This window comes from Pseudomonas sp. SA195 (assembly GCF_054131565.1).
The window spans coordinates 4255707-4269407 of record NZ_CP096392.1; the positions used below are offsets into that span (position 1 = coordinate 4255707).

Sequence of the window (13701 nt, forward strand, 5' to 3'; positions counted from 1 at the left end):
CGCAGGTTCCAGCGTCCCGTCCGGAGCGCGAGCGAGTCGGTATGGTTTCCGGCTAGAATGGCCGCCATGCACGACGATCTCTCGCTTCTCCTGAACTCCCTCAACGATGCCCAGCGCCAGGCCGTGGCCGCGCCGCTGGGTCGTCAGTTGGTTCTCGCCGGTGCCGGCTCGGGCAAGACCCGCGTACTGGTGCACCGCATCGCCTGGCTGCACCAGGTCGAGCGGGCATCATTGCATTCGATTCTTTCAGTGACCTTTACCAACAAGGCCGCTGCCGAGATGCGCCAGCGCATCGAGCAACTGATGAAGGTCAACCCGCAGGGCATGTGGGTCGGCACCTTCCACGGCCTGGCGCATCGCCTGTTGCGCGCCCACTGGCGCGAAGCCAAGCTGGCGGAAAACTTCCAGATTCTCGACTCCGACGACCAGCAACGGCTGGTCAAGCGGGTGATCCGTGAGCTCGGCCTGGACGAACAGCGCTGGCCGGCGCGCCAGGCGCAATGGTGGATCAACGGACAGAAGGACGAAGGTCTGCGCCCGCAGCACATCCAGGCCAGCGGCGACCTCTTCCTGACCACCATGCTGAGCATCTACCAGGCCTACGAAGACGCCTGCGCGCGCGCCGGGGTGATCGACTTCTCCGAGCTGCTGCTGCGCGCGCTGGACCTGTGGCGCGACAATCCGGGCCTGCTCGACCATTACCAGCGACGCTTCCGCCACATCCTCGTCGACGAGTTCCAGGACACCAACGCCGTGCAGTACGCCTGGCTGCGCCTGCTGGCCAAGGGCGGCGAAAGCCTGATGGTAGTCGGCGACGACGATCAGTCGATCTACGGCTGGCGCGGCGCACGGGTCGAGAACCTGCACCAGTTCAGCGAGGACTTCCAGGACGCCGAAACCATCCGCCTGGAGCAGAACTACCGCTCTACCGCCTGCATCCTCAAGGCCGCCAACGCGCTCATCGCCAACAACCAGGGCCGGCTCGGCAAAGAGCTGTGGACCGAAGGCTGCGAGGGTGAGCCGATCAGCCTCTACGCGGCCTTCAACGAACACGACGAAGCCCGCTACGTGGTCGAGAGCATCGAGAAGGCCATTCGCGACGGGCTGAGCCGCAGCGAAATCGCCATCCTCTACCGCTCCAATGCCCAGTCACGGGTATTGGAAGAAGCCCTGTTGCGCGAACGCATCCCCTACCGGATCTATGGCGGCCAGCGCTTCTTCGAGCGCGCCGAGATCAAGAACGCGATGGCGTACCTGCGCCTGATCCAGGCACGCGATAACGACGCGGCGCTGGAGCGGGTCATCAACGTGCCGGCTCGCGGCATCGGCGAAAAGACCGTCGAATGCCTGCGCCAACTGGCGCGCCAGCAGGAAACCTCGATGTGGGCCGCGCTGCATCAGGCGGTCGGCACCAAGGTGGTCTCGGGGCGCGCCGCCAGCGCGTTGAACGGGTTCGTCGAATTGATCGACACCCTCGCCCTTAAAGTTGAAGGCATGCAGCTGCACAGCATGGCGCAACTGGTCATCGAGCAGTCCGGACTGCTGGCCTACCACCGGGACGAAAAGGGTGAGAAGGCCCAGGCGCGGGTAGAAAACCTCGAGGAACTGGTTTCCGCCGCCCGCGCGTTCGACAACTACAGCGAAGGTGAAGAAGACGAACAAACGCCACTGGCTGCCTTCCTCGACCACGCCTCGCTGGAGGCCGGCGAGCAGCAGGCTGGCGACCACGAGGACAGCGTGCAGTTGATGACGCTGCACAGCGCCAAGGGCCTCGAATTCCCGCTGGTGTTCCTGGTGGGCATGGAAGAGGGCCTGTTCCCGCACAAGATGAGCCTGGAGGAACCGGGCCGGCTGGAAGAAGAACGCCGCCTGGCCTACGTCGGCATCACCCGGGCCATGCAGCAGCTGATCGTTACCTATGCCGAAACACGGCGGCTCTATGGCAGCGAAACCTACAACAAGGTGTCGCGCTTCATCCGCGAGCTACCTCCCGCGCTGATCAGCGAAGTGCGCCTGAGCAATACCGTCAGCCGCAGTTTCAACGCCCGAGGCATGGGCGGCGGCTCACTGTTCGACGGCGCCGGTGTGCCGGAGACGCCCTTCAACCTCGGCCAGCGCGTACGCCACTCGCTGTTTGGCGAGGGCACCATCCTCAACTTCGAAGGCTCCGGCGCACAGGCCCGCGTGCAGGTGAATTTCGAAAGTGAAGGAAGCAAGTGGTTGATGCTCAGTTATGCCAAACTGGAAGCGTTATGACGTTAACGTCAACCTGTGCATCGATACTAATAATTCTGCAAAGGAAAACCCTCTGATGAAACGCCGTCACTTGTTTGGTGCCGCCGCTGCCTTGCTTGCTGCCTTCGGTCTTGCCGGCTGCAATGACGAGAAGAAGGTCGAATCCACCGCCGAGCCGCAGGCCACCGCCAGCGAAGCGCCGAAGACGTTCAACTGGAAGATGGTCACTGCCTGGCCGAAGAACTATCCCGGCCTGGGTACCGCAGCCCAGCGCCTGGCCGACCGGGTCAGCGTAATGAGTGACGGTCGATTGACCATCAAGGTCTACGCCGCCGGCGAGCTGGTCCCGGCGCTCGAAGTGTTCGATGCCGTCTCGCGCGGCACCGCCGAACTCGGTCACGGCGCCGCCTATTACTGGAAGGGCAAGGTACCGACAGCGCAATTCTTCACCTCGGTTCCGTTCGGCCTGTCGACCAGCGAAATGAACGCCTGGCTGACCCGCGGCGACGGCCAGAAGTTTTGGGACGAAGCCTACGCCCCCTATGGCGTGAAACCGATGGTCGTCGGTAACACCGGCATGCAGATGGGCGGCTGGTACAACAAGGAAATCAACTCGCTGCAGGATCTCAACGGCCTGAAGATCCGCATGCCGGGCCTCGGCGGCGAAGTGCTCAGCCGCCTCGGCGCAACCACTGTCAACATGCCCGGCGGGGAAGTATTCACCGCGCTGCAGACTGGCGCCATCGACGCCTCCGACTGGGTCAGCCCTTACAACGACCTGGCCTTCGGTCTGCACAAGGCGGCGAAGTATTACTACTACCCCGGCTGGCAAGAGCCGCAGGCCGTGCTGGAGTTGCTGGTCAATCAGAAGGCGCTCGACAGCCTGCCGGACGATCTGCGCGCAATTCTCACCGAAGCGGCGCTAGCCGCTAGCCGCGACATGATGGACGACTACGTCTACAACAACGCCATGGCGCTGGAGCAACTCAAGGAACAGGGCACGCAGCTCAAGCGCTTCCCCGATGAAGTGCTGTCAGCGATGCGTGAGCAGGCTGACGTCGTGCTTGGCGAACTGGCCGCGCAGAGCGAACTGAACGGCCGCATCTGGGCCTCGATGAAAGCCTTCCAGGCACAGGTCAAGCCGATGCACGAGATCTCCGAGAAAGAGCTGTACAACTGGCGCTGACACAGCCAGACCACGACCCCGCCCCGGCGGGGTCGTGTTTTCTTCTGGCACGACCTGACGGATGGGCGACCCCGCCTCAGGCGAGCGCCACAGCCAAATCGCAGCGACGGCGCAAAAGTCGGTAACACACTGTCGCTGGCGAACCTTTCACTGCCTCGGCAGGATGCCAATCGTTAATCCACCTGAATAAGCGGGAATCCTTAATGCAACGTGTGCTCAGCATTTTCATGGCGCTGTGTATCGGCCTGTCGTTCAGCCTTGACGTCCATGCCAAGCGCTTTGGCGGTGGCAAGAGCTTCGGTGCGGCGCCCAGCCACCAAACCCGTCAGGCGCAGCCCCAACAGCGCAACGACAGCGTCGCGCAGCAGCCCGGTCGTCAGCAGCCCGCCGCAGCCAGTGGCGCGTCCCGTTGGCTCGGCCCATTGGCCGGTCTGGCCGCCGGTGGCCTGCTCGCCTCGATGTTCATGGGCGACGGCTTCGAAGGCATCCAGTTCATGGATATCCTGATCTTCGGCCTGATCGCTTTCTTGCTGTTCCGCTTCCTCGCCGCCCGTCGTCGCCAGCAGCAGCCGGCCATGGCCGGGCATGCCCCGATGCAGCGCGAGATGCCTGCCCAGCCGTCGCTCTTCGGGGGCAGCCGCGCCGTACCCGCAGCCGCTCCGGTGATCAACGCACCGGCCTGGTTCAACGAGCAGAGCTTCGTCGCCGCGGCGCGCGAGCATTTCCTGTCGCTGCAGCAGCACTGGGACGCCAACGAGATGGACAAGATCTCCGAGTTCGTCACGCCCCATCTGCTCGATTTCCTCAAGCGTGAACGCGCTGAAATTGGCGACGCTTATCAGTCCACCTATATCGATGATCTGCAGATCAACCTGGACGGTGTCGATGACCAGGCCGACAAGACCATCGCCACCCTGACCTTCATTGGCGTCGCCAAGACGTCGCGCTTTGACCAGGGCGAGCCCTTCAGCGAAAGCTGGCGCATGGAGCGTGCGCAAGGCGAAAACCAGCCTTGGCTGGTGGCCGGTATCCGTCAGAACGTCTGATCCGGTCGGTGTCCCCGCACACAACCCCGCCCCCGTGGCGGGGTTCTTTTTGGCCGATTGAAAAGTGGCTCAGCGCCTTTCCGAAGCGGATTAAGCCTTAGCGCCCGACCACTCGTGATTCGTCGTCTCCGGCTGAACCCTGTCGGCAAAACGGCGTCTATGCTGTTCGCACAACAGCAAGAACAACGAGGTCCTGCGTGTCAGGCAACATCCGCCGAGGATTAGGTAATGCGAACCGCCGCAATGCCCTGTTCGCCTTCCTTCCGCATTCGGTCATGCAGCCATGACCAGTGCGCGCCTCCCATCGATCGATAAACTCCTGCGTGCGCCCGCCTGCGCACCGCTGCACCAGCGCTATGGCCGCGACGCCCTGCTGAAAACGCTGCGCGATTTGCTCGACGAGCTTCGCGAGCCCGCCCGTCACGGCCAGCTGGTTGCGCTGGAATTGTCCGAAGCCGTGCTGGCCGGGCGCGCCGGCGAGCGGCTCGCCAATCAACATCGCAGTCGTGTTCGCCGCGTGTTCAACCTGACCGGCACGGTGCTGCATACCAACCTCGGCCGCGCCCTGCTGCCCGATGAAGCCATCGAAGCGATCAGCCTTGCGGCACGCTACCCACTGAACCTCGAATTCGATCTCGCCACCGGCAAGCGCGGCGACCGCGACGACCTGATCGAAGGGTTGATTCGCGAGCTCACCGGCGCTGAAGCCGTCACCGTGGTCAACAACAACGCCGCCGCCGTTCTGCTCGCACTGAACAGCCTGGGCGCGCGCAAGGAAGGGATTATCTCCCGCGGCGAGCTGATCGAGATCGGCGGCGCCTTTCGCATCCCCGACATCATGGCCCGTGCCGGTGTGAAGCTACATGAAGTGGGCACCACCAACCGCACCCACGCCAAGGACTACGAAGCCGCGATCAATCCGCGCAGCGGCCTATTGATGCGCGTGCACACCAGCAACTACAGCGTGCAAGGCTTCACCGCCAGCGTCGCTACCGCCGAGCTGGCCCAGATTGCCCACTCGCACGGCCTGCCATTGCTCGAAGACCTCGGCAGCGGCAGCCTGGTCGACCTTTCCCGCTGGGGTCTGCCCAAGGAACCCACCGTGCAGGAAGCCCTGCGCGACGGTGCAGACATCGTCACCTTCAGCGGCGACAAGCTGCTCGGTGGGCCACAGGCCGGGCTGATCGTTGGCAGCCACGAGCTCATTGCCAAGATCAAGAAGAACCCGCTCAAGCGCGCCCTGCGCGTGGACAAACTGACGCTCGCCGCGCTGGAAGCGGTGCTCAACCTTTACCGCGACCCGGATCGCTTGGCCGAGCGCCTGACCAGCCTGCGCCTGCTCAGCCGCCCGCAGGCCGACATCCAGCAACAGGCCGAACGCCTAGCTCCGTCGCTCACCGCCATGCTCGGCGAGGGCTGGCAGGTCCAGGTCGAAGCGGCCCTGGGCATGATCGGCAGCGGCGCCCAACCGGTGGCGCGCCTGCCCAGCGCCGCCCTGTGCATCCGCCCGCTGCAACCGCGCAAGCTGCGGGGCCGTCGCCTGCGCCAGCTGGAGGAAGCCCTGCGCACCCTGCCGATTCCCGTCCTCGGGCGCATCGCCGAGGACGCGCTCTGGCTCGACCTTCGTCAGCTAGACGATGAGCCAGGCTTCGCCCAACAGCTGGGCCTGCTGCAACAGGAACTGTCGGCATGATCATCGGCACCGCCGGCCACATCGACCACGGCAAGACCGCCCTGCTCAAGGCTCTTACGGGCCAGGAAGGCGACCGCCGCCACGAAGAGCGCCTGCGGGGCATCACCATCGATCTCGGCTACCTGTACGCCGCGCTCGGCGAGAACGAACTCACCGGCTTCATCGACATGCCCGGCCACGAGCGCCTGGTGCACAACATGCTGGCCGGCGCCTGCGGGATCGACTGCATGCTGCTGGTCATCGCAGCCGATGACGGCGTGATGCCGCAGACCCGCGAGCACCTCTCGATCATCGAACTGCTGGGCATCCGCCGCGCCCTGGTGGCCCTGAGCAAGGTCGATCGGGTCGAACCCGCACGAGTCGAGGAGGTGCGCCGCGAAATCGGCGACTTGCTGGCGCCAGGTCCGCTCGCCGACGCGCCGATCTTTCCTGTATCCAGCCTCACCGGAGACGGCATCGACGCGCTGCGTGACGCCCTGTTGCAGGAAGCCGACCAGATCGAACAGCGCAGCGACGAAGGCTACTTCCGCCTCGCCATCGACCGCGCCTTCAGCGTCAGCGGCGCCGGGGTTGTCGTCACCGGTACCGCCTTTGCCGGGCGCGTAGCGGTCGGCGATGAACTGATGCTGAGCCCTGGCGGACGCCCGGTACGGGTGCGCGGGCTGCACGCGCAGAACTGCGAGGCCCAGCAGGCCCGTGCGGGCCAGCGCGTTGCCCTGAACATCGCCGGCGACCGCCTTTCGGTCGAGGACATCAGCCGCGGCGACTGGCTGCTGCACCCGGCGCTGCAGGCCGACACCCGGCGTATCGACATCGAATTCGTGCTCCTGCCCAGCGAGGCGCGTGCGCTCAAACACTGGACCCCAGTGCATGTTCACCTCGGCGCCCAGGACGTTACCGGGCGCATCGCCTTGCTCGAAGGGGAATGCCTGGCGCCGGGCGGCCATGTACACGCACAGCTGCTGCTCAATGCGCCGGTGCATGCCGTGCATGGCGACCGAGTGGTGCTGCGCGACCAGTCCGCCCAACGCACCCTGGGCGGCGGGCGCGTACTCGACCCCTTCGCCCCGCCGCGCAACCGCCACCGCCAGGCGCGTCTGGCGCAGCTGCGCGCGCTGTCCGGCGAGACCCTCGAAGACATCCTGCCGGCCCTGCTCTCCAGCGCTCTGAACGGCATCGAGCCGGCCGTGCTGGAACGCCAGTTCAATCGCCCGCGGCACACCTGGCAGCTCGGCGACGACGCCCTCGACATCACCACCCGCCTCGGCCCGCGCCTGTTCGACCGCGGCACCTGGGATTACCTGCAACAAAGCCTGGTCGCCGCACTGGGCCGCTTTCATGAACAGCAACCCGACGAGCTCGGCCCGGACCGCGACCGCCTGCGCCGCTTCGCCCTGCCCCAGCTCGAACGGCCGGTGTTCATCGCCCTGCTCGATCAGGTGCTCGCCAGCGGCGCAGTCGAAGCCAGCGGCCCCTGGCTGCACCTGCCGGGCCATCGGGTCCGCCTGAGCGATGAAGAAGAGGCCCTGAAGGCGCGGTTGTGGCCGCTGATCGACTCGGCCCGCTACGACCCGCCCTGGGTGCGCGATCTGGCGCGCGAACTGGATGTGGAAGAAGAACGCATCCGCTTGCTGCTGCGCAAACTGGCCCGCATCGGCGCCCTGCAGCAGGTCGTCAAGGACCTGTTCTACCCCGAGACGACCATCCGCCAGCTCGCCGCCCGCATCCTGGAAATGGAGCGCCAGGCCGGCGTCATCCGCGCCGCCGCCTTCCGCGACCAGATCCAGCTCGGCCGCAAGCGCAGCATCCAGCTGCTCGAACACTTCGACCGCATCGGTTTCACCCGACGCTTCGGCAACGAACGCAAAGTCCGCCGCGACAGCGCCTTGGCCTCGGAGACCGAGCTCAGGTAGCCTGTGCCTCCTTTCCAGTTACACCCTTCCGCCTAACGGAAGGCAATCGCACCCGGTGGTGCGGCCGGGCTTCAAACCCGGTTGGGGGCGGCAGCCGTTCCCGGGTGAGTTCGACTCTCACTGCCTTCCGCCATCTTCGCCATAAGCCCCTCTCCCGCACATTCCCCGCCTCCCGAACCGTTCTCTCTAGCTGCAGCCGTTCCGCTCGTTTTCCCAATCGGCCCCATAGACAAAAGCCATCTCCCGATCGAGCGCACGTCTGGAAAAGCTGGACTAGGATTTCCTGCACGCGGAATCAGGAGATCGAGCATGTTGGCCACATTACTTCCGACTCTGAGGGAACTGGACCTTCCGTTGCGCCTGAAGCTGTGGGACGGGAAGGAGATGGACATTGGCCCGGCGCCGTCGGTGACGCTGGAGATAAAGGACCCGAACCTGGTCGCACAGCTCGCGCACCCCAGCCTGGATCTGCTGGGCGGTGCCTATGTCGAGGGGCAGATCGACCTGCATGGGCCGCTGGAGGAGATCATCCGCATCGGCGATGAGATCACCCGGGCGCTGGGTGACGAAGGCGACTCGGTGCCGACCCGCGAGGCCCATGACAAAGCCTCGGACGCCGAGGCCATTTCCTATCACTACGACCTCTCCAACGCGTTCTACCAGCTGTGGCTGGATCGCGACATGGTCTATTCCTGCGGTTATTTCGAAACCGGCACCGAGGACCTCGACCAGGCGCAGCAGGCCAAGCTCCGCCACCTGTGTCGCAAGCTGCGCCTCAAGCCGGGCGACCGGCTGCTGGACGTGGGATGCGGCTGGGGCGGCCTGGCCCGGTTCGCCGCGCGCGAGTATGACGCCAAGGTATTCGGCATCACGCTCAGCCGCGAGCAGTTGAAACTGGCACGCGAGCGCGTCGCCGCCGAGGGGCTGGAGGGTCAGGTCAGGCTGGAGCTGATGGACTACCGCGACCTGCCGCGAAACGAGCAGTTCGACAAGATCGTCAGCGTCGGCATGTTCGAGCACGTTGGCCATGCCAATCTGCCGCTGTATTGCCGCCAGCTGGCCTCGCTGGTGCGCCCCGGTGGCCTGGTGATGAACCACGGCATCACCTCGCGTTACCTCGACGGTCGCCCGGTCAGCCATGGCGCGGGCGAGTTCATCGATCGCTATGTGTTCCCGCACGGCGAGCTGCCACACGTGACGGAGATCGGCGCCTGCATCAGCGAGTCGGGCCTGGAGATCGTCGATGTGGAGAGCCTGCGCCTGCATTACGCACGCACGCTGCAGTTCTGGAGCGAGCGGCTGGAAGCGCGGCTGGACGAGGCGCAGCGGATGGTTCCGGAGCGCGCCCTGCGGATCTGGCGGATCTACCTGGCGGGCTGTGCCTATGGCTTCCGCCGCAACTGGATCAACCTGCACCAGATCCTGGCGAGCAAGCCGCTGCCGGACGGTAGCCATGAGCTGCCCTGGTCACGGGCGGACTTGTACGCCTGAGCCGCTGGCCTGACGCCCAGCGCGCCAGGCCGAAGCCGTCAGCGCAACAACAGCAGCGGCGTCGTGGTCGTGCGGATCATGTTGGTGGTGGTGCTGCCCACGAGAAACTGGCGAATACGCGAGTGCCCGTAGGCGCCCATGACCAGCAGGCCGATGCGGTGCTCGGCCTGGTAGGCATGCAGCGTGGGTTCGACCTCGCCGGCGCGGATCGCGATCTGCACCTCGAACCCGGCGGCACGCAGCGCATCACGGGCCGATTCGAGCAGCGCGCGGCTGTCACCGGTGTCCGCCCCGACCATCACCAGATGGATGGGAATGCCTTTGAACAGGGGGCTGGAGGCGATCATTTCGACGCCCTTGCGGGTGGTCGCGCTGCCGTCGAAGGCGAGCATGACGCTGTCCGGTGCGGTGAATCCGGTCGGGGTGACGAGGATCGGCCGGTGCAGCGTGCGGATAACGCTTTCCAGATGGCTGCCGATGAGCGCCGTGTCGGCGCCGCTGTCTTCGCCCTGCTTGCCGATCACCAGCAGACGGATGTCGGATTCCAGCTCGCGCAGGCTCTCGACCAGATCACCATGACGCTGCCGCACGACCGGCTGGGCCACGCCCGCGGTGATGGCGCGTTGCCGGGCGGCATCGAGCATCATGCGTCCTTCTTCGAGGGCGAGCTTGCTGCGCTTCTCGTCCAGCGCGGCCAGCTCTTCGAGCAGGTACTCGCGGCTGCCCAGGCCGATGATGCCGCTGAGGTTGCCGGCGGCCGGATATTGCTGCTGATCGAGCACGTGCAACAGGGTCAGCGGTGCGTCCAGCTTGCGGCTGGCCCAGGCGGCGCAGTCACAGACGGCGGCAGCCTGGGGCGAGCCGTCGATACAGGCCATTACTAGATTCATTGCGGCTCTCCTGATCAGTGGCCCATGAGGCTGTCGATGGCCTCGGGTTTGTCGTGTACGCCGAAGCGATCGACGATGGTGGCGCTGGCTTCGTTCAGCCCCAGCACCTCGACTTCGGTGCCTTCGCGGCGGAACTTGATGACCACCTTGTCCAGCGCCGCCACGGCGGTGATGTCCCAGAAATGCGCATGGGTGAGGTCGATCGTCACCTTCGCCAGCGCTTCCCTGAAGTCGAAGGCGCGAGTGAATTTGTCCGAGGAGCTGAAGAAGACCTGACCGACCACCTGGTAGACCCGCGCATGGCCGTCGACATCCAGTTCCGAACCGATGTGCAGGTAGTGCCCGACCTTGTTGGCGAAGAACATCGCCGCCAGCAGTACGCCGGCCAGCACGCCGTAGGCCAGGTTGTGGGTGAAGACCACCACCACCACGGTGACGACCATGACGATGTTGGTCGACAGCGGGTAGTGCTTGAGGTTGCGCAGCGAGTCCCAGCTGAAGGTGCCGATGGAGACCATGATCATCACGGCCACCAGCGCGGCCATGGGGATTTGCCCGACCCAGTCGCTGAGAAACACCACCATCAGCAGCAGCACGACGCCGGCAATGAGTGTCGACAACCGCGTGCGGCCCCCGGATTTCACGTTGATCACGGACTGGCCAATCATCGCGCAGCCGGCCATGCCGCCGAACAGGCCGGAAACAATGTTGGCGACGCCCTGGCCCTTGCACTCGCGATTCTTGTCGCTGCCGGTGTCCGTCAGGTCGTCGACGATGGTCGCGGTCATCAGCGACTCCAGCAGACCGACCACGGCCAGCGCGGCGGAATACGGGAAGATGATCGCCAGGGTTTCGAAGGTCAGCGGCACTTCGGGCCAGAGGAAGACCGGCAGGGTGTCAGGCAGGTCGCCCATGTCAGCGACCGTGCGGATGTCCAGCCCCAGGTACATGGCCACCGCCGTCAAGGTCAGGATGCAGACCAGCGGCGACGGGATGACCTTGCCGAGCGTCGGCACATAAGGGAACAGGTAGATGATGCCCAGGCCCGCCGCGGTCATGGCGTAGACGTGCCAGGTGACGTTTGTCAGCTCAGGCAGCTGTGCCATGAAGATGAGGATGGCCAGCGCGTTGACGAAGCCAGTAACCACCGAGCGCGAAACAAAGCGCATCAGCGAGCCGAGGCGCAGGTAGCCCGCACCGATCTGCAGCACGCCGCACAACAGGGTGGCTGCCAGCAGGTACTGCAGGCCATGCTCGCGCACCAGCATCACCATCAGCAGCGCCATGGCGCCGGTGGCCGCCGAAATCATGCCCGGGCGGCCACCGACGAAGGCGATCACCACGGCGATACAGAAGGAGGCGTACAGCCCGACCCGTGGATCCACCCCCGCGATGATGGAAAAGGCGATGGCCTCCGGGATCAGCGCCAGCGCGACCACCAGACCCGCGAGCACATCGCCGCGAAGGTTGCAGAACCAGTTTTGTTTGATCGTTTGAAGCATTGTGGTTTTCCAGAGCAAAAGCACCACCAACGGCATCGAAGCGACGCGCTGATTGATACAAGGCTAGTTTCTGAATGGGGAACAGGGTGCAAATCGCACGCGCGAAATGCGAAACACGGGGCAGCACGACCGTCCCAACCGGGGCGACCACGCTCAGGCGAAGGGCATTGCGCTATGGCGGACTGGGCAGCCAGGTCATGCTTGGGAACACACTCGTGAGGGCTTCGAAGGCTCGAAGCGTCCAGACAGGGCGCGGATGATAGCGCACCTACCTACAAGGCGCGACCCGCCGGTCGCGGCTGCGGGGCGCACGCATGGTGGGGTTGAGCGAATGAATGTGCCCGTAAAGGGCGCAGGCGCGGCTATCGCCAGAAGTCGTCGAGGTTAGTGAAGCCCCACTGCGCCGGGTCCTCACGGCCTACGATGCGATCACTGACGTTGCGCCGGGACAAGTCCAGGTCCAAGGGCTGAATGTGCATGCGCGTCTTGGTCGAGAAGAACACGCGCAGCACCGGCTCGGTGAGGCGATCCTCGTGCTGTTCAATGACCACACCCAGGCGCCCGGACTCCAGCTTGACCAGCGAACCCAGCGGGTAGATACCGACCGAGCGGATGAAGGCGTGGAAGATCCGCGTGTCGAAATGCCCGCCCCACTGCGCCATGCGCGCCACCGAATCGGCCGGGTTCCAGGCCGTCTTGTAGGGGCGGTTCGAGGTGATGGCATCGTAGACGTCGCAAACCGCGCCCATCCGCGCGAACAGGCAGATCTCCTCACCTTTCAGGCGATGCGGGTACCCGGTGCCATCGAATTTCTCGTGATGGTGCAGGCAGACGTCCAGCACCGAAGCCGGCAGGTTGTCAGCCGCGGCGAGCAAGGCGTGGCCGCGCTCGGGGTGGCTACGCATGATGGCGAATTCGTCGTCGGTCAGGCTGCCGGGCTTGTTCAGTACAGCGTTGGGCATGGCCATCTTGCCGACGTCATGCAGCAGCCCGGCAAGCCCCGCCTCGCGCGCCGTGGCTTCGTCGAGCCCGAGCTGGCGCGACAGCGAGACCATCAGCGCACAGACCGCCACCGAGTGCATGTAGGTGTACTCATCCTTGTGCTTGAGCCGGGCCAGGCCGATCAGCGCCGAACCGTTGCGTGCCAGCGAATCGCTGATGTCCGCCACCAGCGGCAGGCAGGACTCGACATCGATGGCCTTGCCCAGGCGCGCCTCGTTGAAGAGCTCGCCAACCGCCTTTTTCGACTTGTTCAGAATCCGCGCCGCGCGCTGCAGCTCGTCGCGCACGCTGCAGCGCGGCGCCTTGGCAACGGTCAGCAGATCGGGAGCCGCCACGTCAGCGGGTGTTGCCCCAGCGGCGGTCTGCGGAACGGCAGGCATGACGATGTCGAGGCCCTTGCTCAAGTCGATCCAGACGGCGACCAGCCCGCTGGTGCGCAGACGCTGAACGTCATCGGGCTTGTCGATGACGAACCTGCTTTTCCAGAAAGGATTCGAGAGCCAGTCACCCTCGAAGGAGTGGATGTACATGCCGGCGCGTACGGCATCGACGGGAATCTTTTTCAGCATGAGCGGACTCGCAGGAACCTGACCAACTGACAACAGGCGTGCCGACCGTGCATCCTTACTCGCCGAGCGGTGCGCACCGGTTACCCGCAGGTGACCGATGAGTCACATTGCCACCACTGCCACGCGCTGTACATAAGCCTTTAGGGGTGTGAGTCGTCGCGTCCGACGGGTGGC

The 13701-nt window shown here is 65.1% G+C and carries 9 protein-coding genes and 1 tRNA gene; 7 read left to right on the forward strand and 3 right to left on the reverse strand.

Annotated elements, in window-relative coordinates; genetic code table 11:
- Positions 1-66: 66 nt before the first annotated feature.
- The 7 genes from uvrD (at position 67) to cfaB (ending at position 9564) form a co-directional block, all read left to right on the forward strand.
- Positions 67-2256, forward strand: a complete 2190-nt coding sequence (gene uvrD, locus M1D78_RS19950; RefSeq protein ID WP_437421684.1) for a DNA helicase II — start codon at positions 67-69, stop codon at positions 2254-2256.
- 55 nt (positions 2257-2311) lie between these two features.
- A complete protein-coding gene (locus M1D78_RS19955) occupies positions 2312-3421 on the forward strand; it encodes a TRAP transporter substrate-binding protein (RefSeq protein WP_437421685.1) in 1110 nt (369 codons plus the stop codon).
- 203 nt (positions 3422-3624) lie between these two features.
- The gene (locus tag M1D78_RS19960; protein ID WP_437421686.1) at positions 3625-4467 is read left to right on the forward strand and encodes a Tim44 domain-containing protein; all 843 of its coding nucleotides are present in this window, start codon (positions 3625-3627) and stop codon (positions 4465-4467) included.
- Positions 4468-4750: 283 nt separating this feature from the next.
- Positions 4751-6160 (forward strand): L-seryl-tRNA(Sec) selenium transferase, encoded by a 1410-nt coding sequence (gene selA, locus M1D78_RS19965; RefSeq protein WP_437421687.1) that lies wholly within the window; start codon positions 4751-4753, stop codon positions 6158-6160.
- Positions 6157-8073, forward strand: a complete 1917-nt coding sequence (gene selB / locus M1D78_RS19970) for a selenocysteine-specific translation elongation factor (protein ID WP_437421688.1) — start codon at positions 6157-6159, stop codon at positions 8071-8073. Before selA ends, selB begins: the two co-directional genes overlap by 4 nt.
- 37 nt (positions 8074-8110) lie before the next feature.
- Positions 8111-8206 (forward strand) — tRNA-Sec (locus tag M1D78_RS19975).
- A gap of 176 nt (positions 8207-8382) precedes the next feature.
- Positions 8383-9564 carry a C17 cyclopropane fatty acid synthase CfaB gene (gene cfaB, locus M1D78_RS19980; protein WP_437421689.1) on the forward strand — a complete coding sequence of 394 codons (1182 nt, stop codon included), beginning with the start codon at positions 8383-8385 and terminating at the stop codon, positions 9562-9564.
- Positions 9565-9602: 38 nt separating this feature from the next.
- Here cfaB and M1D78_RS19985 read toward each other — a convergent pair whose 3' ends face one another.
- From M1D78_RS19985 to M1D78_RS19995, 3 genes are all read right to left on the reverse strand, one after another.
- Positions 9603-10454, reverse strand: coding sequence for a universal stress protein (locus M1D78_RS19985; RefSeq protein WP_437421690.1), 852 nt, complete (start codon positions 10452-10454; stop codon positions 9603-9605).
- 14 nt (positions 10455-10468) lie between these two features.
- Entirely contained in the window at positions 10469-11956 is a 1488-nt protein-coding gene (locus M1D78_RS19990) for a SulP family inorganic anion transporter (RefSeq protein WP_437421691.1), read from the reverse strand.
- Between the two features lie 362 nt (positions 11957-12318).
- Positions 12319-13527, reverse strand: a complete 1209-nt coding sequence (locus tag M1D78_RS19995; protein ID WP_437421692.1) for an HD-GYP domain-containing protein — start codon at positions 13525-13527, stop codon at positions 12319-12321.
- Positions 13528-13701: the final 174 nt, after the last annotated feature.